The 22,431-nt window shown below is 72.4% G+C and carries 11 protein-coding genes and 1 pseudogene; 5 read left to right on the top strand and 7 right to left on the bottom strand.

Annotated elements, in window-relative coordinates; all coding sequences use genetic code 11:
* Positions 1 to 107: 107 nt before the first annotated feature.
* A complete protein-coding gene (locus ACZ4UU_RS30605) occupies positions 108 to 1,349 on the bottom strand; it encodes an acyl-CoA dehydrogenase family protein (RefSeq protein ID WP_471906619.1) in 1,242 nt (413 codons plus the stop codon).
* A gap of 184 nt (positions 1,350 to 1,533) precedes the next feature.
* On the opposite strand from ACZ4UU_RS30605, the gene ACZ4UU_RS30600 reads away from it, so the two are divergent.
* The 3 genes from ACZ4UU_RS30600 (at position 1,534) to ACZ4UU_RS30590 (ending at position 4,399) form a co-directional block, all read left to right on the top strand.
* A complete protein-coding gene (locus ACZ4UU_RS30600; RefSeq protein WP_471906618.1) occupies positions 1,534 to 2,871 on the top strand; it encodes a phosphoribosyltransferase family protein in 1,338 nt (445 codons plus the stop codon).
* A 114-nt stretch (positions 2,872 to 2,985) separates the two neighbouring features.
* On the top strand, positions 2,986 to 3,888 hold the full coding sequence (locus ACZ4UU_RS30595) for a peptidoglycan-binding domain-containing protein (protein ID WP_471906617.1): 903 nt from the start codon (positions 2,986 to 2,988) through the stop codon (positions 3,886 to 3,888).
* Between the two features lie 106 nt (positions 3,889 to 3,994).
* The gene (locus ACZ4UU_RS30590) at positions 3,995 to 4,399 is read left to right on the top strand and encodes a peptidase inhibitor family I36 protein (RefSeq protein ID WP_471906616.1); all 405 of its coding nucleotides are present in this window, start codon (positions 3,995 to 3,997) and stop codon (positions 4,397 to 4,399) included.
* Between the two features lie 22 nt (positions 4,400 to 4,421).
* Here the strand turns inward: ACZ4UU_RS30590 and ACZ4UU_RS30585 are convergent, their stop codons facing one another.
* The 3 genes from ACZ4UU_RS30585 to ACZ4UU_RS30575 are packed head-to-tail and all read right to left on the bottom strand — an operon-like array spanning position 4,422 to position 7,212.
* On the bottom strand, positions 4,422 to 4,964 hold the full coding sequence (locus tag ACZ4UU_RS30585; RefSeq protein ID WP_471906615.1) for a cysteine hydrolase family protein: 543 nt from the start codon (positions 4,962 to 4,964) through the stop codon (positions 4,422 to 4,424).
* Entirely contained in the window at positions 4,961 to 6,469 is a 1,509-nt protein-coding gene (locus ACZ4UU_RS30580) for a purine-cytosine permease family protein (protein WP_471906614.1), read from the bottom strand. Before ACZ4UU_RS30580 ends, ACZ4UU_RS30585 begins: the two co-directional genes overlap by 4 nt.
* Positions 6,470 to 6,516: 47 nt before the next feature.
* A complete protein-coding gene (locus ACZ4UU_RS30575) occupies positions 6,517 to 7,212 on the bottom strand; it encodes a type 1 glutamine amidotransferase domain-containing protein (protein WP_471906613.1) in 696 nt (231 codons plus the stop codon).
* A 78-nt stretch (positions 7,213 to 7,290) separates the two neighbouring features.
* On the opposite strand from ACZ4UU_RS30575, the gene ACZ4UU_RS30570 reads away from it, so the two are divergent.
* Both ACZ4UU_RS30570 and ACZ4UU_RS30565 read left to right on the top strand, forming a co-directional pair.
* Entirely contained in the window at positions 7,291 to 8,268 is a 978-nt protein-coding gene (locus ACZ4UU_RS30570; RefSeq protein ID WP_471906612.1) for a LysR family transcriptional regulator, read from the top strand.
* A 60-nt stretch (positions 8,269 to 8,328) separates the two neighbouring features.
* Positions 8,329 to 8,586: pseudogene (locus tag ACZ4UU_RS30565) on the top strand (lipase family protein); the annotation flags it as partial.
* A 258-nt stretch (positions 8,587 to 8,844) separates the two neighbouring features.
* Here the strand turns inward: ACZ4UU_RS30565 and ACZ4UU_RS30560 are convergent.
* The 3 genes from ACZ4UU_RS30560 to ACZ4UU_RS30550 all read right to left on the bottom strand — a co-directional run bounded on the left by ACZ4UU_RS30560 (position 8,845) and on the right by ACZ4UU_RS30550 (position 22,315).
* Positions 8,845 to 9,711: a hypothetical protein gene (locus tag ACZ4UU_RS30560; protein WP_471906611.1), complete on the bottom strand. Its 867-nt coding sequence runs from the start codon at positions 9,709 to 9,711 to the stop codon at positions 8,845 to 8,847.
* A gap of 65 nt (positions 9,712 to 9,776) precedes the next feature.
* Positions 9,777 to 12,461, bottom strand: coding sequence for a right-handed parallel beta-helix repeat-containing protein (locus ACZ4UU_RS30555; protein WP_471906610.1), 2,685 nt, complete (start codon positions 12,459 to 12,461; stop codon positions 9,777 to 9,779).
* Positions 12,458 to 22,315 (bottom strand): scabin-related ADP-ribosyltransferase, encoded by a 9,858-nt coding sequence (locus ACZ4UU_RS30550; protein WP_471906609.1) that lies wholly within the window; start codon positions 22,313 to 22,315, stop codon positions 12,458 to 12,460. The genes ACZ4UU_RS30555 and ACZ4UU_RS30550 overlap by 4 nt, the downstream gene beginning before the upstream one ends.
* Positions 22,316 to 22,431: the final 116 nt, after the last annotated feature.

Genomic DNA, 22,431 nt, shown 5'->3' with positions numbered 1-22,431 from the left:
CCCCTGGTAGCGGCGTTCGTGCGGTCCTGCTCGCGTACCCGATCCGGAGCGGGGCATTCCTGTGGCGGTCCAGGGGATCTCAGCGGCTCTGGGGGGCTCTGCGCGGCTCAGGGGATCAACGGAATGTGCTCGGACGGCAGCCCCATGCGGTCGCAGCCGACCCGGCGGGCCAGGGGCTCGGCCATGCTGGGGCCGACGTGCGTCCAGTACGTGGCCGCGTCCCGGAAGTAGCGCTGCATCCGCTCGCCGTCGCGGGCGTGCCGGGAACCGGCGGTGCGGAAGAGGGTGCCCTGGAGGACGTCCCAGGTCATGCGGCCGGCGTTCAGGAACGTCAGGGCGAGGCGGTTGTCCTCGGCGAGGGTGAAGGGGGCGACGCCGGTGACGTTGCGACGGCAGGTCTCCATCCATTCCTCGGCGGTGCCGCGCAGTGCCGCCTCGGCCGTGTGGATCACGCCGAGGGCCTCCCCCAGGTGCCGCTGGTAGTCGTGGAGGTCGCCGCGGGTGCGGTCGGGTTCGAGGAGGAGCGGGCGGTCGGCGACGACCCTGGCGTACTCGTCGGCGGCGGCGTACGCGGTGCCGATCATGATGGCGGCCAGCTCGCCGTGGAAGAAGCTCGGTGCCCGCCCGGCGTACAGCGGGTTGCCGTGCAGCGCGGAGCCGACGCTGCCGCCCTCGACGGGCAGGTCGAGCAGGCTCGCCTCGCAGGTGAGGTACGCGGGGATGCGGGCCTGTTCCAGGTGGATGCTGTTGGAGCCGCTGCCGCGCAGGCCGAGGACGCCGTGCCAGTCGTCGAGCACCGTCCACACCGAGCGCGGGGCCACGAAGAGCACCGGCGGTCCGGGCGGGGCGCCGGGGTGGTCGGGGGCGCGCAGGGTCTGGCCGACGTAGTGGGTGGAGTAGGGGGCGCCCGAGGAGTACGGCCAGGTGCCGTCGAGGACGACATGGCCGTCGCCGTCGGGCTGTGCGACACCGATGGGCGCGACCGTGGACGCGGCGCGGAAGTCGCCGTCGGCCCCGAAGATCTCGTCCTGTGCCTTCTCGCCGAAGAGCGTGGCGACCTGGAGGACGTGGGCGGCGGTGAGCGACAGGGCCCAGCCGGTGGAGGGGCAGCCGCGAGCGATCTCGGTGACGACCCGGTAGAAGGTGGGCAGGCCGAACTCGTAGCCGCCGTACCGGCGCGGCTGGAGGATCCGGTAGAAGCCGGCCCGCAGGAAGTCGTCGTGGGTGTCCTTGGGGTAGTGCGTCAGCCGTTCGGTCTCCGGCTGGCGTTCGAGCAGCGCGGGCCGCAGGTTCACGGCGCGTTCGACGATGCCGGTTTCGGTCAGTCCGGGCTCGGGAGCGGCGATCACGTTGCCTCCTGACGTGTGGGGCCGTCCGTTGGTGCCGTGCTGCGTGACGCGTCACGAGTGATTGAACACGGCAACCATGGGTGGGGTACCGACCGGATATCGCCAAGTGCCGGGGCCGCGGCGAACAGTCGTAGCCTGAAGGGGAAGGGACAGGCTCCCGTCCTCGTGGGCGCGGGAGGCGTGTATGCGTTACGACGACCGCAGGGCCGCGGGTCGGCTGCTGGCCGAGGGGCTGGCGCAGCTGCGCGGCCAGGATGTGGTGGTGCTGGGGCTGCCCCGGGGCGGGGTGCCGGTGGCGGCCGAGGTGGCGCGGTGGCTGGCAGCCCCGCTGGATGTGCTGGTGGTGCGCAAGCTGGGGGTGCCGCGGCAGCCGGAGTGGGGATTCGGGGCGATCGGCGAGGGCGGGGTCCGCGTTCTCAACCGGGACGTGGTCGCGGAGGCCGGGCTGGAAGCGGCGGAGCAGGAGGCCGTCGAGGCGGCCGAGCGGGCCGAGCTGGACCGGCGGGTGCGGAGCTACCGGCAGGGGCGGCCGGCGTCGCCGGTCGCCGGGCGCACGGTGGTCGTGGTGGACGACGGGATCGCCACCGGCGCAACGGCCGAGGCGGCCTGTCGGGTCGTACGAGGTCAGGGCGCGGCCCGGATCGTGCTGGCCGTGCCCGTCGGACCGGCTCACAGCGTGGCCCGGCTGGCGCGGGTGGCCGACGAGGTGGTGTGCCCGCGGACGCCGGAGGTGCTCGGCTCGGTGGGGGCCTGGTACCGGCACTTCGCCCAGGTCTCGGACGAGGAGGTGACATCCCTGCTCGCGACGGGCGCCCGGCCTCTGTCCCACTCCCCCGGCGCGGCCGAGGCCCCGAATCGCGAGGTGCAGATCCCGGCCGCCGGAGCCCGGTTGGGGGCGCGTCTGGTCGTGCCGGACGGGGCGCCGGCCGCAGTGGCGTTCGCGCACGGCAGTGGCAGCGGCCGGCACAGCCCGCGCAACCGGTACGTCGCGTCCGCCCTCAACCGCGCAGGCCTCGCCACCCTGCTGCTCGACCTGCTCACCGACGACGAGGCGCACGACCGGCACAACGTCTTCGACATCTTCCTGCTGGCCCGCCGGCTGCACGCCGCGTCGCTGTGGCTGCGCCGTGAAACCGGGCTGCCCGTCGCCTACTTCGGTGCCAGTACGGGAGCCGCCGCCGCGCTGGAGGCGGCCGCGCTGTCCGGCTCCGAGATCCGCTCGGTCGTCTCCCGCGGCGGCCGACCGGACCTGGCGACTCCGGCCGCGCTGACCCGGCTTCGGGCACCGACGCTGCTCATCGTCGGCAGCCGGGACACCCAGGTCCTCAGCCTCAACCGGCTCGCCGCCGACCGGATGCACTGCGAGCACCGCATCGCCGTCGTCCCCGGCGCCACCCACCTCTTCGAGGAGCCCGGGACCCTGACCACGGTCGCCGAACTGGCCCGCGACTGGTTCACCGCCCACGTCGAGCGCCCGACCACCACGGGAACTCCGGGTACGCCACCGCGCCGGTCGGCGTGAGGCGGCTTGTTCCGCACGGTCCGCAGGCCCCGCTTCCACCAACATCGAGGGGCATGGAGATTATGTGTGGAGCATATGCCTACACTCTGGATCCGGCACGGAGAGGGACCTTAAGTGAGTCGACCGAACGGCCCCGTCTGCCCGGAGTGCGGTACGCCCCGGGCCGCGGACGGGACTCCCGCCTGCTCCTGCGCCCGCCGTGCGTCCGAGGCCCGTCGCGACGCACGCACGGCGGAGGCCGCGGCCGCGGACGATTTCGATCCGGTACGGATACGACCGTTCGTGGAGCTCGGTGACGACGTCGGTGCGATCCGGCCGCCCGGGGATGAAGTCCCGCAGGAGCCAAGGGACTTGGCGGACACGGACGACGCCCCCACACCCCCGGCGGCGGCAGAGCCGACCCCCGCCCCCGACCCGGACGGCGCCCATGAGGAACCCCGGCACAGGCGCCGCGCTCTCCTCATCACCGGCGCGGGAGCCACCCTGGCCGTCGTGCTGACGGGCGCCTTCCTGGGCGGGGTGTTCCGCTACGACGGCCCCTCGCGGGACCGGGCGGCCTCCGACGACGTACGGGCACCCGTCCCGGACGCCGCCACCGAGGACGGCACGTCACCCGAGGGACAGTCAGCGGCTACGGCCTCCGCATCACCGTCCCAGAGCCCGACCCCCTCCCCCAGCGCATCCCTTTCCGACAGCCCCGCCCCGCCGACCGCCCCCACCGCCACCGCACCGCCCTCCAGCCCCGGCACGACCACCGGCCCCGCCCCCGCCCCGACCGACGCGGAGGGGCAGCCGCCGGTCCTCAGCCGCGGCGACCGGGGCCCGGAAGTCACCGAACTCCAGCTCCGGCTGCGCCAGACCGGCCTCTACGGAGGCGGCATCGACGGCGACTTCGACCGTGAGGTCGAGAGCGCGGTACGCACCTACCAGCTCACCCGGGTCATCCTCGGCGACGAGTCCGGCGTGTACGGCGCGGCGACTCGTACGTCGCTCGAATCGGAGACGTCGGAGCCGTGACGCCTTCGGCCTCCGGGCCGGTTCATTGGCGCTGAATCGTCTGTGGCGCGGGCGCGTGTGCGGCTACGGTGGCGCTCTCCATAATGCGAGCGCACAGGGGGACAAGATGCGGAAGCGACGGTTCACAGGGCTCTGTGCCGCACTGGGACTCACGGCGGCCGCGGTAGCCGCATCCACACCCACCGCCCAGGCGGCTCCGGCGACCGTGCGGACGGGCGTGTCGATCAGTTCGTACTCGGACTGCCCGCGCGGCTGGTTCTGCGCCTATGAGCACCAGGACGGACTGGGCAGGATGGCGCGTTTCCAGAAGGGCGCCGCCGACCTTCGCGACTTCAATCTGAACGACCAGATCTCGTCCGTGTTCAACAACTTGGGAAACGGCCAGACGTTCTGCACGTTCCTGGACATCAATTTCAACGGCGCCACGTGGCTGGTGGGCAACTGGCGTGGAAACACCGCCCAGTACCACCGGGACGAGAACATCAGCTCCCTCGCCCTGGGCTGCTTCTAGCGGACACCGCACCAGCCGGGCGTCACCCCTCCAGCAGCTCGGCGACCGTCGTCACCCGGATCAACGGTCGGTACAGGTCCAGCACATGCAGTGCCTTGGCGTGCGAGTCGTCGTCCGCGCCCGCGCAGGCATCGGCGGGGACCAGGACCTCGATGCCCGCGTCGGCGGCCGCCAGGGCGGTGGAGAGGACGCAGCAGTCGGTGCTGACGCCGGTGAGGACCAGGCGGCCCTCCGCGGTGGCGGGTCGGGCCAGTTCCGGGGTCCATTTGCCGAACGTGGGGGCGTCCAGCACATGCCGGGCGTGATCCGCGAACTCGTCCGCCAGTTCCCAGAGTTGGGCGTCGGGGAGTTGCAGGGCGAAGGGGTGCTGCGCGTAGTACGCCTGCCAGGCGCCTTCGGGTGTGCGGGGGGCCACGAAGCGGGTGAACGTGACCCGGTCCCCGAAGGCCGGCAGGAGGCGTCGTACGCCTGCCGCCGCTTCGGTGAATCGTGGGGCGGCCCATGGGCTGTCGGGGTCGGCGAAGACGCGTTGCATGTCGATGACGGCGAGCCACCCGGTCGTCATGGCGTCGCCCCTTCGGTCGCCGCCGGGCTCCGTGGGCTCGGTGCCTGCGCCTCCTGTGCGCGGACGCGTCCGCGCCGCAGCAGGGTGCCGACGAAGCCGAGCGCGAGGGCCGCCGCGACGCCGAGGTTGGCGTACGCCCAGGCGCCGGACCTGCCGCCCAGGCCGAGAGGGCCGAGGAGATAGCCCTGCCAGTCCAGCCAGTTCGCCGTCGAGTTGGTGACCAGACCCCAGCCGAACGCGGTGGCCGTGAGGGTCAGGAGCAGCGGGGTGAGCGGTACGTCGCCGTAGCGGCCGGACGGCCGGTAGAGGTCGGGCTCGTCGTAGTCGCGGCGGCGCAGGGCCACGTCGGCGAGCATGATGCCGCACCAGGCGGCGATGGGGACGCCGAGGGTGGTGAGGAAGCCCATGAACGGGCCGAGGAAGTCGTCGGCGACGAACACGATGTAGACGGAGCCAGCGATCATCAGGACGCCGTCCAGCAGCGCGGCCACGTAGCGGGGGACGCGCAGGCCCGCCGAGAGCAGGGCGAGGCCGGAGGAGTAGATGTCGAGGACGGCGCCGCCGACGAGGCCGAGGACGGCGACGACGGCGAAGGGGACCAGGAACCAGGTCGGCAGGATCGTCGTCAGCGCGCCGATCGGGTCGGCGGCGACGGCCTCGTTGAGGTCGGTGGCGGAAGCGGCCAGCAGGAGCCCGAAGACCAGCAGGAGCAGCGGGGCCAGGGAGGCGCCGAAGGCGGTCCAGCCGATGACGCCCCGGCTCGACGCGGTGCGCGGCAGGTAGCGGGAGTAGTCGGCGGCCGCGTTGACCCAGCCGAGGCCGAAGCCGGTCATCATGAACACGAGCGCCCCGATGAACTCCTGCGCGGAGCCCGCCGGTACGGCACTGACGGTGGACCAGTGGACGTGGTCGGCGACCAGGGCGACGTAGACGATCGTGAGGGCGCCCGTGACCACGGTGATCACGGTCTGCAGCCGCATGATCAGGTCGAAGCCCATCACGCCGACGACGACGGTCAGCGCCCCGACCAGGACGAGCGCGGCCACCTTGGTCCCGGTGCCGCCGCCCCAGCCGAGCCGCCCGAACACGGTCGCCGTGGCCATGGTGGCCAGGGCGCACAGCACCGTCTCCCAGCCGACGGTGAGGACCCAGGAGATCACCGACGGCAGCCGGTTGCCGCGCACCCCGTACGCGGCGCGGCCGAGCACCATCGTCGGCGCGGAGCCCCGCTTTCCGGCCACGGCGACGAACCCGCACAGCAGGAACGAGAAGACGATGCCGAGGACGCCCGCGACGAGCGCCTGCCAGAAGGAGATCCCGAAGCCGAGCGCGAAGGATCCGTAACTCAGGCCCAGGATCGACACGTTGGCGCCGAACCACGGCCAGAACAGGGTGCGCGGCGTGCCCTTGCGCTCGGTGTCGGCGATCACGTCGAGGCCGTGGGTCTCCACCCGGAGCTTTCGGCCCGGTGGGCGGTCGTCGCGTGGGTCCGGCGGTGTGATCATCCCGGCATCGTCGCACCGCCGCCCCCGCCGGGGAAGACGGCGGCCGCTCAGCCCAGCTTCTTCAGCAGCTCGGTGGCGAGCGGGGCGGCGGAGGCGGGGTTCTGGCCGGTGACCAGGTTGCCGTCCACGACGATGTGCGGGACCCACGGCTCGCCCACCTGCACCTGCACGCCGGCTTCGGTGAGCCGGTCCTGGAGCAGCCACTTGGCACGGTCGGCGAAGCCGGACTGGGTCTCCTCGGCGTTGGTGAACGCGGCCACCCGGGAGCCGGCGAAGGCGTTGGTGCCGTCGGCCTTGGTCGCGGCGAGCAGGGCCGCGGGGCCGTGGCAGACGATGCCCAGGAGCTTGCCGGACTGCAGGGCGTCGGTGAGCAGCTTTCCGGAGTCGGCGTTGACGGCCAGGTCCTCCATCGGTCCGTGGCCGCCGGGGTAGAAGACGGCGGCGTAGTCGTCGAGGTTCACGTCCGTCAGACGGACCGGCTGCCGCAGCTCGCTCATCGCGGCGAGTACGGCGGCCACGCGGTCCGCGTTCTCCTGGCCGTCGTTGAACTCGGGCGCGAGGCTGCCCTGGTCGACGGGCGGCACGACGCCGCCCGGGGTGGCCACGACGACCTCGTGACCGGCGGCCTTGAACGCCTCGTACGGGGCGACGGCCTCCTCGGCCCAGAAGCCGGTGGGGTGCTTGGTGCCGTCGGCCAGCGTCCAGTGGTCGGCGCCGGTCAGCACGAACAGGATCTTCGACATGGGGTGCTCTTTCGGGAGGCGGGGTGGTGTCCCGACCGTACGTGCGCCCTGCCATTGGAATCCAATAGGCTCACGCATATGAGACATAGGGAATCCAATGAGGTGACGGAGGGGGGCGAGGCGGAGAGAACCCCGCTGGGCGGTGCGGCGCAGGTCGACCTGAATCTGCTGCGTACCTTCCTCGCCGTGTACCGCACGGGCTCCTTCACCGCCGCCGCCCGTCTGCTGGGGCTGTCCCAGCCGACGGTCACCACCCAGATCCGCGCGCTGGAGCGACAGCTGGACCGCGAGCTGTTCCAGCGGCTGGCACGCGGCGTCGCCCCGGCCCCCTACGCGGACGAGCTCGCCGCCAGGATCGTCGAGCCGCTGGACGCCCTCGTCGGCGTCACGGGACGGCCGGGCGGCCCAGCCGAGGTCCACCCGGCGGAGCCGGTGCATCTCGCCGGTCCGGCCGAACTGCTCACCCACCGTGTCATGCCCACCCTCGCTCCCCTGGTCGACCGGGGCGTACGGCTACGGATCACGCCCGGCCTGACCGAGCCGCTGCTGGAGGAGCTGCGGGCGGGCCACTACGACCTGGTGCTCGCGACCTACCGGCCGCGCGGTCGCGCCCTGGCCTCGGCGCCGCTGGCGGACGAGGAGTTCGTGCTGGTCACGGCCCCTTCCTGGGCGGAGCGCATCGGCGGACCGGCGCGGATCGCCGCCGACGGACCGGCCGCCCTGCACGGAGTGCCGCTGGTGGCCTACGCCGAGGACGTGCCGATCGTGCGCCGGTACTGGCGTCATGTCTTCGGCAGGCGTCTGGTGCGGCACCCGGCGGTGACCATGCCCGACCTGAACGCGGTGAAGGCCGCGGTGGCGGGCGGGACGGGGTTCAGCGTGCTCCCCCGCTACCTGTGCTCCGCCGAGCTGGCCTCGGGCGCGCTGGTCCTGCTGCACGATCCGGACGATCCGCCCATCAACACCGGTTTCCTGGTCCAGCGGCCCGGCTCGTCCGGAAACCCCCATGTCGCCCTGGTCCGGGACCACTTGCTGGCGACGGCCCGGGACTGGTGACGTCCGAGGCTACGTCGGCACTCATGTACTCCCTGGCCCACCCCACGGCCGTGCCCTCCGATGCCAACGACTTCGCCTGCCGCGCCGACGCCGCGCATCCGCGTCCCGTGGTGCTCGTGCACGGCACCATGGAGAACCGCCGACAACTGGGCGGCCCTGGCCCCGCTGCTCGCCGAAGCCGGGTACTGCGTCTTCGCCCTCAACCACGGCGCCGACTCCGGCGCCCTGCTGGGCACCGGTGACATAGCCGCCTCCGCCCGGCGGTTGACGGACTTCGTCGACCCGGTCCGAGGCGCGACGGGCGCCGCGAAGGTCGACCTGGTCGGGCACTCGCAGGGCGGCATGATGCCGCGCCACTACATCAGGAACCTCGGCGGGGCGGCGAAGGTGGAGGTCGTCACCCCGTACACCTCGGCCTGTCTCGACGCCGCCCCGAACGTCACCAACCTCAAGCTCCAGGACCTCTGCCCCGCCGAGTTCACCGGCCACGTCGACATCAGCTACAACAACGTGGCCACGCGCCTCGTGCTCGACGCCCTCGACCCGGCGCATGCCCGGCGCCCGGTCTGCGTCCGCTCAGAAACCGCCCTTGCGGAACTCGGTGACCGAGGCCGTGGAGGTGGCGCTCACGTTGTAGCGGTCGCCGCCGGCGTCGCGGGTGCCCTGGTCGTGGTTGAACTGGAACTTGAGGACATAGGTGCCGGGGTCCAGGGTGACGCCGGCGTTCAGCGTCACCACGTAGTCCAGCTCGCCGCTGGAACCTCCGGTGTGCACGGTCACCTTGTCGCCCAGGGAGGTCCAGGTGCCCGTGCTGGCGACGCCTCCGGTCTGGATGATCTTGACGACCACCTTGAGGCTGCTGAGGGCCTTGGTGGACTTCACGGTGACGACGCTCTGGTCCCAGTAGCCGTTGTCGTCCGTCGAGTCCACGCTCCCGTCGGCCCAGAGGTACTCCGTCGGCTCCTGCTGCGTGGTGCCGGTGGTCCGCGAGGCGGAGTCCCGCGTACCGCCCGAGTCGGTGCTCGTGTCGCCGGCCGTACCGGAACCGCCCGAGGCGGAACCGCCGGAGCCGCCGCTCCCGGATCCGCCGGGCTGCGGGAGATAGACGACGTCGGGGCCGTCGTCGGAGTGCCTCTCGGCAGGGGTGGCCGAGGTCGGGGGCACGGTCGGCTTGGGCGGGGCGGACGCGTCCGGGTCCTTCTTCGCCGTGTCCTTCTTCTCGGCCGCGGTGACCACCTGGTCGGAGTCGCCGCCGCTCCAGTCGATGCGGGACACCACGGCCGTGGTCCCGGTGACGACCAGGACCACGGCGACGGAGCCTCCGACGGCCTTCCAGACCCTGCGGCCGGGCAGGAAGCCACGCAGGGGGGTGCGGGCCTTGCGGGCGAACACGTCGGCGAAGGCGCCGTCCGAGCGGTCGGGTCGACGGGGGGTCTGCGGCATGGGGCGGGTCCTTGGAAGAGACGGGAGAAGGGCTGCTTACGAGGGCTGCGGAGCCGGGCGGCGTGCTACGGGAGGTCGTCCGGGGTGAGGGTCATCAGGTCGGACTCGGAGATGTCGGGCAGTTCGGCGACGCGATACGCCTGACGTTCCGTCATCGCCTGGAAGAGCTGGCGGGCCGCGCGTCCGTTGCCGAACCCGCGTTCCCGGGGCAGCGTGTCGAAATGGGCGGTCAGGGCGTCGCGGGCGGCGGCCGTGAGTTCGTACTGGTGCTGTGCCGCCTGGTGCTCGACGATGCTGACCAGTTCCGCGGAGCCGTAGTCCTCGAAGAGGAGGGTGCGGTTGAAGCGTGAGGCCAGGCCGGGGTTGGAACGGACGAACACCTCCATCTCCCGGGGGTATCCGGCCACGATGACGACCACGTCGTCGCGGTGGTCCTCCATCAGCTTCAGCAGCGTGGCGATGGCCTCCTGGCCGAAGTCGTTGGTGCCGGCGTACTGGGTGAGGCTGTAGGCCTCGTCGATGAAGAGGACGCCGCCGCGGGCCTGTTCGAAGACGCGGGTGGTCTTCGGGCCGGTGTGGCCGACGTACTCGCCGACGAGGCCGGCGCGGTCTGCCTCGACCAGGTGGCCGCGGTCGAGCAGGCCGACGGCGGCGAGGATACGGCCGTAGAGGCGGGCGATGGTGGTCTTGCCGGTGCCGGGGTTTCCGGTGAAGACGAGGTGGCGGCTGAGCGGGGGTGCCGCCAGGCCCATCTCCTCCCGGCGGCGGACCGTCTGCATCAGCTTGACCAGGGACGACACGTCGTTCTTGACCCGGTCGAGGCCCGCCAGTCCGTCGAGTTCGACGAGCAGGTCCTCCAGGGTGTCCTCGGCCGGCGCGTCGGTCTCCCGTGCGGTGCTCGCGGCGGCCGTGTCCCCGCCCCCGGTGGACGTCAGGGCCTCCCTGGCGCCGGTCGGCAGGGCCGCGTTGGTGACGTTCCGGGAGACGCAGTCGTCGAACACCGGGCGGGCGCCCTTCTCCGCCGCCACGTCCTCCTCGGCGTCCCGCACCAGACAGCCGCGCAGCACGGGCGCGCTGCCGGCCGCCAGGTGGAGGGCCGGGAACGCCGGACCGTCGGTGCCGGGCGCCGCGAAGACGCACTCCTCGAAGGTGCCGCGCGCCTTCTCGCCGACGAACAGGTTGTTCTTCCCGGTCCGGGTCACGGTGACGGAGCGGACGCGGGGCTCGGCCGAGGGGCCGAGGACCAGTCCGGAGCCGGTGGCGTCGCGGACCGTGCAGTCCTCGATGCTGGGGGTGGCGCGTTCGCCGACCACCAGGCCGGCGGTGCCGGTGCCGCTGATCCGGCAGTCCCGCAGAACGGCCGAGGTGCCGGCGCCGCAGGTGATGCCGGCGCGTTCGGCCTCCGTGACGTCGCACTCCTCCAGGACGACCGTGCCGGTGGACTCGGCGTTGATGCCGTTGCGGCCCCGCAGGACGGAAAGCCCGCGTACCCGGGCCGCCGCTTCGGCGTCGACCTGGAGCCCGGACAGGCCGCAGTCGCTGATCCGGACGCTCTCGACGGTGAGGTCGGCCCGGTCGGTGGCCCGGACACCGTACTCGGGCGTGGAGCCGATACGGCAGGAGGTCAGCGAGAGCCGGGCGTCGTCGCAGGCGTGCACGGCGCTGAAGCCGCAGTCCGTGACGTCGGTGGACGCCAGGCTGACCTGCGAACGGTCCCCGGCCAGCAGGCCGTTGGCGCGGCTGCCGTGCACCGTGGTGCCCTCGGCGGACAGGCGGGCGTTGCCGCGGGCCACCAGACAGGAGCCCTGCGGGCGGTCCACCTGGCAGTCGACCAGTACGGCCGTGCTGTCGTCGTCGGCGCGCACGCCGGGCCCTGAGCCACCCCGTATCCGGACGCCCCGCAGCAGGACGTCACCGGTGCCGGAGACGGCGACGCCGTCCGTGCCGGTGCGCAGCACCTGGCAGTCGGCGAGCACCACGCCTCCCTCCGCGGTCTCGGGGCGCTCGTCCTCCCCGTCCGGACGGCGGGAGCTGCCCAGCACCCGCACGCCCTCCGCGCCCGTCTCCTCCAGCCGGCAGTCCAGCGCGGCCACCGAGGCCTCGTCCTCCACCAGCAGCCCGCTGCGGCCGGGGCCGGTGATCCGGCACTCGCGGAGCACCGCCGCGGCACGGCCCCGTACGCGGACCCCGGATCCGGTGACATCGCGGACCGTCAGCCCGACGAGCTCCGCCGCCGTGGCGGAGCCGAGGACGGCTCCCGTGCCGTCGACGTCCTCGACCACCGTGTCGCTCACTTCGGTCCGGCCCGTGGTGTTCGCGTGCATCCCGGCCAGGGCGGCCCCGGAGACCCGGCAGCCGCGCAGGGTGAGCGACGCTTCGCCGCCCGCCTCGACACGGCCTCCCGTGATCTCGCAGCCGTCAAGTTCCAGGCCGCCGCCGGTCACCAGCACGGCGGGCAGTGCCGGGTCCTGGCCGATCAGCGCGAGCCCGTGGACGCGGACGCCGGGGGCGGCGACGTCCAGGACCGGACGGCCGGGGTCCGCCGCCAGCAGGCGTACGGCGAGGTCCGGCCCCTCCTCCGGCAGCAGGGTCACCGCACGGTCCAGGACCAGCGCCTCGACGTAGGAGCCGGGGGCGATATGGATCTCGTCGCCGTCGGCGGCGGCGCGTACCGCGGAGGCGATGCTGCGATGGGCCCCGCGGCCCTTGGGTGCGACCCGGTGCACGGTGGCGGTGGCGGTGGCGGTCACGGGAGCTCCGTTCCCTCGGTGAGTGCGGCGGGCTGGTCGGCCGGGGGCTGCGGGGCCGCCGCCGGTGTGGTGGTGGGTGTGGACGGGAAGGCGCGGTTCGGATTGACGTTCGCGCCGTTGGCTCCGGTGAGGAGGGAGTTGATGACGCCCGCGGTGAAGGCTTCGCCGGTCTGCCAGACGTAGTCGCCGGGGCCGAGCCGGTGGAAGACCCGTGAGCCCGCGGTGGCGTGCCAGGCGTACCTGGTGAGTCCGCTGGTGACGCCGGTGAGCGCCGAACCCGCCGCACCCCAGGCGCCCGCCTCGAGGGCGTCGAGGCCGGTGCGCTTCTCGCCGTTGACGCCGAACACCGCCGCGTTGACGGTGTTGTTGACGAAGCCGGTGAGCACGCCGACGCCCAGGTTGCTGAAGAAGTCGTAGGTGCCCGACCGCCAGCGGGTGGGGTTCTCGTAGGCGGACCACTCGCCGGGCCAGTCGTCCTTGGATGCCTGCGGGTGGCGGTTGAAGTCCATGCCCTGGTCGAGGTTGGTCAGGCCGTTCTTGAGGTAGCCGACCCGTGTGGTGTCGTAGATCGCGTTGACGCCGGTGCGGATGGCGCCGCCGATCGCGGCGTTGAGCAGGGCCCGCTCGAAGGCCTGCGTCGGGTCGAAGCGGGTGTTGTTGATCTCGGCGGCGACCGCGGACACGGCATAGCTCGTGCCGAACTCGATCAGATAGCCCATGGTGAAGTCCGTGAGCACCTTGCGCACCTGGTGGCGCCACATCGGCATGGCGCGCGAGGAGCCGTCCTCGACGCCGGTCCAGATCTCGTGGAACACATCGCGGAACTCACGGTTCAGACCGCGCAGTTCGGTGGTGTAACCGCGGAAGTCGACCTCGCGGCCGATCAGCCGCCAGCTGCGGTGCCCGTCCAGGCCCACCTGTCCGCCGACCTGGGGCAGGCTGCTGATCTCCGGCAGCTTGGCGACGTCGAAGGACGACCAGCGACCGAAGGCGTCGGTCTCCCAGACGCGCCCGGTGATGGTGCGCTGCGCCACCAGTCGGCTGTCCTGGTACTCCCGCCACTGCCCCCACAGCGACTCCGACTCCCGGTACCGGCCGGGCACGCCTTCCACGGGGTCGCGGCGGTGGCGCACCGTGCCCATGTCCCACTCCCGCCAGACCTCCCGGTCGACGGTCACGGACACCGGCGGCTCGAAGTGCCGTCTGGAGCGGGAGAGCAGTTCGGTCAGCGTGGACTCGCCGGAGGCCGGCACGGACGTCACGGGCGGCGCGGGGGCGTCCACCGTGTACGCGTACTCGCGGACGCGGCCGCCCGCTCGCCGCCGTACGATCTCGTCGCCTATCCGGTCGTTCCAGCGGCCCTTGGCGAGGTCCGTGTAGTCGCGGACGCCCTGTGAGTGGACGGTGCCGTCGGCGCCGTTCTTCTGCCAGGTCCAGGTTCCGTCGTCGCGCCGGGTGGCGTCGATCCAGACGCTGCCGTCGTCGGTGGCGGTGCGCTCCCGCAGCGGATCGAGCTTGCCGTTGTCGAGCCGCTTGAAGTCGACGAACGAGTCGTCCCAGACCGGGGAGTACAGCGTGCCGCGGCCCTGCTTGCGTACGCCCTGGGTCACGTTCCCCTCGGAGTCGGTGGCCTTCCAGGTCCAGGTGCGGTGGCGGGGGTTGCCGTGCGCCTCGACGTGGAGGTCGCCCCAGTGGTCGCGGCGGCCCGTGATCTGCAGCTGGGTGTTCTTGTCCACCCATACGCCGGAGGCGTCGTCGGCGCCGATGCCGCGCGCCGGGTTCTCGGCGAGGTATTCGCGAACGCCCGTGCCCTGGGAGCGCATCGAGAGCACCTCGTCGCCGGCGGCGTTGCGGAACACGTCCTCGAAGTGGCCGTCCGCGGTGAGGTGGCGGGTGCCGGTGACGCCGCTCGTCGTGTCCCGCCAGGGCAGTTCGTACGCGGTGGCGGAACCGTTCCATTTCGGGGCCGGGGCCCACTGCTTGGGGTCGGTGAGGCTGCGGCCCACCTCGACGACGTCGCCGTTCTCCAGCTTGCGGGTCTCGCGGACGAGCCGGCCGAACTCGTCGATGTCCTGCCAGCTGTGACCGCCGTGCGCGACGAGCCTGACCCCGCGCAGCCGGCTGCCGTCCGCCGCGGTCTCGGTCCACTTGGACACCTGGAACTGGGAGTCGCCGGTGGCGAAGTTCCGGAAGAAGTCCTGGAACCGGCTGCGGCCCGCGCCCGAGTTCCACGAGGCCGCCGGGAGGCGCTGGTCGGAGATCCGGACGACGTGGATGGTGCCGCCGTCCGCCAGTTGTTCGGAGAGCTCCTCGATGATGTCGATCGGCTTGTTGTTCGGTCCGAGGGCCGTGTGCAGGGCGGGGTCCACGCGCATGCCCGCGGGGGCCGGCCCGGACAGCACGGGGTGTTCCGTGTACAGGCGGGAACCGTGATAGCCGTCCAACGGCCAGATGTTGCCGCGCTTTTGGGCGACGGCCGTCAGTCCGGTGGCCGGGTCGTGGAAGGTGTCCGTGAATCCGATGTGGTTCCAGGACCAGTCGCGGGTGCCGGCGAGCACCTCGGTGCCCTCGGTGTTGAACCGGGTCCAGGTCCATTCGCCGGTCGCGTTCCTCTCGGCCCTGATCAGGCCGCCGTCGAGGGCCTTGGTGTACGTCCGGACGTCGAGGACGTCCATGGGGGCCCAGCGGTGGGAGAGGGTGTCGTGGATGGTCCTGCGGTCGTTGTCGAAGATGCGCTCCCCGGAACGGACCTTGGTCCCTGCCTTGTCGAACTCGGTCCACCTGGCCCGGCCGACGCGGTCGAGGTCGATGTGGAGGAGGTTGCCGTTGCCGAGGACCTCGCGTTCGAAGAGGGTCACGTTGCCGTCCCCGGTCAGCTTGAACTGGCCGGTGGCGGACTTCTCCACCTTCGCCTTCGCGTAGCGGCCGGTGAGGGGGTTGCCCGTGGAGTCGAGGCGTGCGGCCTCTGAGGTGACATGGTCGATCCGCCAGTACTGGCCGTTCGGCCGTCCGCCCTTGATGTGTACGGCGACCGTCTCCTCCAGCACCTTGACGCCGTGGGCGTCGAGCACCGTCCGCTCCAGCGGCTGAACCCCTTCGCCGGTGGAGGTGAGGGCGATACGGCCGTCGTCGAGCCGCTCCGCGCGCAGGGTCGGGGACGGGTTGCCTGTCGTGTCGAGCACGCGCGGCACACCGTCGGGGGCCCCGGCGTCGAAGCGGAGCAGGCCGCGGTCACCGGTGAGTCGGACGTCCCGCAGGGCGAGCGTGCCCTCGGGCCCGTAGTGCCACTTGGTGGTGCCCGCGGCGTCGGTGACGGTGAAGCCGCCGCGCAGCTCCGTGGGGAGGTTCGGGTCGAGACGCGTGATCGTGAACGTGTCGTCGGCCGGGCGGGCGCCCACGAACTGGAAGGCGTCCGGGGTCCAGCCGCCCTCGCCCGCGCGGCCGGTGAGTCCGAGCTTCAGCCCGTCGAGGTCGCCGGGGCCGCCCCTGAGGAACACCTCCTGGTAGAGGAGTGAGCGGTTCGGGCCGAAGCCGGTGGTCAGGTCCGTCGGTGTGTGCGTGACGATGAAGTGGCTGCCGCCGGGGCCACCGCCCCGGGTCGGGGTGACGGTGAAGTCGCCGACGACGCGGCTGCCGCCGCCCCGCATGTCCTCCAGCCGCGTCGCCAGCGGCAGGTTCAGGTACTCGCGCAGGGCGCTGACGGCGCCCTGTCTGATTCCCTCGTGGGCCTGCGCTGTCATCTGCCGCAGCTGGTCGTGGAGGAGGTCGGGGTTCAGCCCGAACCGGTTCAGCGAGTCGGCGGCGTCGCCGGCGAGCTGCTGTACGCGCAGGAGATCCAGGTTCTGGAGGGCGTGCGCGTTCGGTGTGCCATGCAGGAAGTCCACGGCTCCCGCGATGCCGGACAGGTCCGTCGGCACGCCCTCGGGCGCGGTCCGCAGGGCCGAAGCCTCGTCGAGGGTGCGGGCGTAGATCTCCGAGATGTCGGTGAGGCCCTCCTCCAGGAGGTCGTCGCCAGGACCGGAGTGCGACGGGAAGCTGTCGTCCAGCGACTCGACGAGCCTGGTGGGCGGGAGGTCGCCCGCGCCCTCGGTGAACCGCAGGAGGCCCGAGCCGTCCCGGGCGGGCAGGTCACGGAAGACGAGGGCCCCGCTGCGGTCGAAGTGGAACCGGCTGCCGGTGACGGTGTCGGTGAGAGTGAAGCCACGGGGCAGCCGCGTGGCGAGCGGTCCCTCGGTGGCGGTGAGTCGCATGGATCGGATGGAACCGGCCGGACCGTTCTCGATGACCTCCATCGTTCCCTCGGCGACGTCGAGGTGCACCGAGATCCGCAGGTCGGGAGGGAGCCCCTCGCCGGCCAACACGAACTCGCGGCCCACCAGGGAGCCGTCGGGGGCGAAAGTCCACGTGGTGTTGCGGGCCGGGTCGGTGACGGCGAACCTGCCACCCGCGACCCGCTCGACCGTGAGATCGGCACCGCGCGGTGTGCCGTCGCCTGCCGGGGCGCGGTCGAGGAGTTCGAAGCGGAAGGATCCCGGTGCCGTGTCGGTGGAGGGGACGCGGACTGCCCGGATTTCGAGGCCGGCGAGGTCCTCAGCACCGGACAGCTCGATCCCGGGCAGGCGTTCCAGCGCCTCCTCGAAGTGCCGGTCCAGAACCTGCCGGACCACCCGGTCGTCGATGTCCGGCATGCTCTCCGGGCCCCGCAGGTCGGACAGGCGCAGGGCGGCGGATTCGTCCACGCCGGGCAGGCGCAGGTCCGTGCCGAGGTTCAGGTCGGACAAGGAATGCGTGCCGCCCGACGCCTCGTCCAACGTGCGCTCGAAGATCCGGGCGAGGTCGTCGAGGTCGGACGCGCCGCCGAGGTCGTCCAGCCGGACGGGCGGCACGTCGGGCGCGCCCTCGGTGAAGCGCAGGAAGCCCGAGCCGTCCGGGTCGGGCACGTCGCGGAACACGAGGTCGAGGTCGGCGTCGTAGTGGAAGCGGCTGCCCGTTACGCCGTCGGTCAGGGTGAAGCCGCCGGGCAGCCGGTCCTGCAGGGTGCGGTCGATCGCGCTGAGCGAGAACGAGTCGGTGACGCCCCGGGGGCCGACCAACCCGACGACCCTGGCGGCCATGCCGTCCGTCATCGTCGTGGCCGTGGTCCTGAACCACAGTCCGGACGGCAGCCCCAGGCCGTTGTCGACGAGCGCCGTCTCACGGGCCAGGAACTCGCCCGCCGCGCTGAACTCCCAGCGGGTCGTCCCGGCCGGGTCCGTGACGCGGAACGCTCCACTGTCCAGCCGCTCCACGGTGAACCTCGGCTGCGGCCCGGCACCGTGGGGCGTCTGGGTGGCCTCGGTGATGTCCAGCCGGAAACCGCCGGGCGCGCCGTCGGCGAACCTGAACTCCAGCCCCGCCAGGTCGCCCACACCGGACAGCCGGACGTCGTGGAACGGGGTCAGGCGGGTGAGCGACAGATCGGTGGGCAGCGCGGTGTCCGCCGGCCGCGCCACGGCCGGGGCGTCGGCACCGCGCAGCTCGATCCGCTCGACCCCCTCGATGCGCGGCAGGTGGGTCGAGGCGCCGTTCAGGACGCTGTTCTCGGGGATGGAGTGGAGCGGGAACCGCTCGGACAGGGGGCCGCCGAGGTCGTCCAGAGCCGTCAGCGGGACCGTGTCCGTGCCGGGCACGGTCGTCCCGGCCGTGTCCAGCCGGATCGGCGGGGCGTCCGCGGGCAGGTCCACGAACGTGCCGGCCCGGTCGAAGACGAACCGGTTGCCGGTGGCCAGGTCGGTCACCGCGAAGCCGCCGGACGGCAGCCGCCCGCCCGCGTCGACCGGCAGCCGTACGACGGAGAAGGCGCCGTCGCCCAGCCCGGGCGCGGCCACCCGGAACGCGGGAACCACGTCGCCGCCCGGCCCCCGGGTGAACGTCGTGATGAGCCGTGCGTCGGTCAGCGCACCGCCGACGTGGCCGGAGAGCACCAGCTCCTCGGACAGCCGGGTGCCGTCCAGGTCGAACCGTGCGGTCCAGGCCCCGTCCGGCGTCCCCGCCCTCACCCCGGTGACCACGCCGAAGGCGCCCTTGACCGGGTCGACCACCACACCCGTACCGGCCGACGGCAGGCCGTCCGGGCCGACCACCCGGGGCAGCGCGCCCATCTCGGGCGTCGCGTCGAACCGCAGGAACGCGTCCCGGCCCGGGATGCGCATGTCGGCGAGGTCCAGGGCACGGTCGACGGTGTAGTGCAGGCGTACGTCCCCCAGCGCATCGGTGAGCGTGACTCCGCCTCCGGCACGCGGCGTGCTCTGCCACTCCACTCGTAGGCCGGTCCGGCCCGGGTCCGTCAGGCGCAGTTCGCTCAGGGGAGGCGGCGCGTCGAAGCGGCTCAGCTGGGAGGCGTCCGACAGATGGGCGAGGTCCAGGTCGTCGCCCAGGTCGCTCAGTCGGCCGGGGCTGTGTGCTCCGATGCTGCCCAGATCGTCCAGTTGACCGAGGTCGTCCAGCCGGGAGGTGCCGCCCAGGTCCAGCCGGTCCAGCAGCCGCAGCTGGTCGTCGAGGGACAGGCCCCGGAAGTCGTCGGCGCCGATGCTCGACGGTGCCTCGGCGTGCAGGCGCAGGTCGCCGGCGAGGTCGGGCAGGGGGTTGCGGCCCGCGAAGTTGGGGTTCGGGATCCACTCGACGATGTTGTGCTGGGCGTCCAGCCGGTACGCGCCGCGGATGAACTCGGGAGCGATGCCGCCGGGGAAGGCGATCTCGTGCTCGGACTCCCAGCCCGACGCCTTCCACGCCTCCGTGCCCTCGACCCGCTCGAAGGTCCGGCCGACGTCGATGCCGCCGGGGGCCTCGATCTCGTACTTGAAGATCCCGTCCCAGATCAGGTTCCGGTCGCTCGTGGTGCTGACGAACGCCGACGGCTGACCGGTCCTGACCATGACGTCCAGATTGGTCTCCAGGGGATCGCGCGGGACGATCCCCTCGCTGAAGATCTGGTCCAGGCTCCGCTTGCCGCCGATGCGCCACAGCGTCTCGTCGGTCGTGCGCCAGACCGGCGCCGGAGTGATCGCCGAGATGGCGACGGAGCGGTCGGCGGCGGCCGCGAGCCGGTCCGGCCCGGCGAGTTCGGCGGGGCGGCCGTCGGGGTCGAACCGGGTGACGACGCCGTCGAGGGTGGTGACGGTGAAGTGGCCGTCGACGAGTTGTACCTTGACGTCGGGAACGATCCCGGCGTCCGTCCTGAGCACCCACTCGACCGTCGGGCCGGGCTGCATCGTGATCCACTGGCCGGAGGGCCGCCCCAGGTCGTCGAGCAGACGCAGTTCGCCGGTGGGAAGGTGCGCTCCCGGGCCGTCCAGGCGGGCCATCATGACCGTGATGTCCTGGCGGACGGTGTTGAGGTTCATGCCGAGCCGGTCGAAGTCGAACCGCGCCTGGTTGAACTTCAACTCGGCGGCACTCAGGTCCAGTTCGGCTTCCGCGCGGCCCAGCGGCGACACCTCCGGGACGTCGGCGACGTGGGTGAGCTTCTGGCCGGCCGTGTCCAGGTCGAAGGCGGCGTTCTGTGCGCGGACCCACGCCTGGAAGCGGTCGGTCGCGGTCTTGCCGACGGCGCCGCCCGTGATGATCTCCCGCAGGGTGAGCGGCGGGAAGCCGGTCTGCGCGGCGACCGGCTTGGTGACGAGGTCGGTCTTCAGCGGCCCCATGCCCAGCAGTTCCCGTGCGCGGCCCATGTCGCCGGGTGCCTCGGGGAGCAACCGGGCCAGGTCGTCGAGCTTGAAGCCGAGGCGCGTCGGCGAGGCCGGTCCGGTGAACTTCCCCACCAGCGGGCCGGTGCCCAGTTCCTCGGGGTCCAGGACGCGGATGGTCACCTCGTCCTTCAGCCCGACGTGGACGTTCACCGGGTCGGTCTTGCCGATGCGTACGATCACGCCGTCCGGTGCGATGTCCACGAGGTCGATCTCACCGTCGAGGATCTTGCGCAGCTGTACCGTGGTCAGGCCGCCGAACCTGCCGTCGATGCTGAGGGGCGCCAGCTCCGCCAGTTCGTCGACGGGCTTCAGCAGACCGGCCTGGGTGCGGTCCAGGCCCACGAAGGCGTCCAGGTCCCGCAGCCGGGTGACCGCGTTCTGCGGCTGCTCCAGCAGGACGGAACGGCCGGGGACGGACCGCTGCCCCAACTCGTCCAGGTCGTCGAGGGTGTTGAGGACACTGCGGAACCGCGGGGGCAGCAGCCCGTCGGCGCCCAGGTCCGCCACATCGATGCCGCCGTTGCGGAGCAGGGGTCCGAAGCGGGAGCCGAGGCCGTCCAGGTCGTTCATGGCGACCGGTTCCACTAGGTCGTCGAGGGTGTTCGAAAAGCGGCTGGAGGGCAGGCCCGGAACGCGTGGCAGGGACGCGGCGCTCGTCGGGCCGGGCAGCGTGGCCGTCGGGGGCGTGAACTCGGTAAGTTCGTCGAGCGCGTCGTCCCAGGCCCTGGTGCCGGGGACGACCAGTTTGCCGGGTTCTCCGAGCGGCCTGGTGGCTTCGGGGGTGAACAGCCCTCTGCCGGTCCTCGCGGCCAGGTCGCCGGCGAGCGAGCCCGCGCCCCTGCCGAGCGTGCGGCCGACCGGGGGCGTCTTGAGCATGCCGCGCTCCAGGATGCCCATGCGCCAGGCGCCCCGGAAACCGAATCTGGCGAGCTCGGAGTAGCGCAGCGGCAGGATCGCGGACACCACGAAGTCGAAGGCCCGGCCGACGTTGGTGATCGCGTAGACACCCAGCCGGCGCGCCATGCCGCCGCCGACGAACCCGGTGGTCATGAAGAGGTCGCGGCGCAGCGCGAACCGCCCCCACCGCACGGCGCCCCGGACGAAACGGCCGGCGGACCGCGCCCCGTTCGCGAGCGCCCGGGGCATGCCGGCGAGGAAGCCGGGCAGCCGGGACATCCCGGTGAAGAGCATGCGGCCGCCCGCCTGCGACAGCCTGAGCAGCCCCTGACCGGTCAGGGTGGCCAGCGTCCGGGGCGCCATCAGCAGCCGGCCACCCTGGAGCAGCATGCGGCCGCCCGCGCCGAGGGCCCGGCCGGCACCCCGCAGCCCCAGGGTGAGACCGGACTTCATCAGCCGCATCAGTCCGCCGACCGTGGTGAGGCCCTTGGTCGAGGGGAACAGGATGCCGAGGAAGGCCAGGCCCAGCCCGAGGGCGTTCGTCTTTCCCTGGGCGTAGTCCACCAGCGCCTTGACGAAGAGGACGGCGCCGAGGCCGAACGCCAGCAGCCCCAGCGGGCCGCCCACGATGACCGCCACGACCGTGAGCACGATCGTGAGGATCTCCAGTGCCTTCCAGAACCCCTCGACGAACCTCTTCCAGAAGCTCTTCTTCGGCGGCTTGATGGGCCTCGACACCATCGAGGCCGCCTCCCGCAGGGCGTCCTCAAGGACCTTGGCCTCGCCGGTGATGAAGTCGACCTCGGCCTCGACGTCGTTCTTCGCGGCGGTGAGTTCCGCCGGGGGCGGGGCGTCCTTGCCGACGAGGCCGGCCGGGGGGATCGCCACGGCGCCGCCTCGTTCCGCGGCGCTGTCGGCCCGGCCCCTGGCCTCCCGCAGGGCGTTCGCGTACCGCGCGGTGGCCGAGGACGCGAGGTCGAAGGAGCGGACGACGTTCTCCGTGAACGTCTTGAGTTCCTGCTTCACATAGCGGCGCAGTGCGTCCGCGGTCTGTCCCTCGAAGCCGCCGCCCGACGCGGTGCCCAGCATGTTGTCGAGTCCCCCGTCGACATCTGCGGCCAGATCCCGCAGCTGGCGGAACTCACGGGTGACGCCGTCGATGACATCGGGGTTCCCGGCGACCGGATTTCCGTCGTACCCAACTTGATTCCAGTCTTCGGGGCTGGCCACGGGGTCCTCCAAGGTGTCCAGGACGCGAGTTCGGCCGCTCTGCATGCGGATGACGTCGTGGTGACGTATTCCGCGGGATCAGTAGTTCAACGAAGTGACGGAAACCACATACCTCC

It is taken from the genome of Streptomyces sp. NPDC028907 (genome assembly GCF_055564995.1).
Note: the sequence above shows the minus strand (reverse complement) of the source record. Positions and strands in the feature narration are given on the sequence as shown.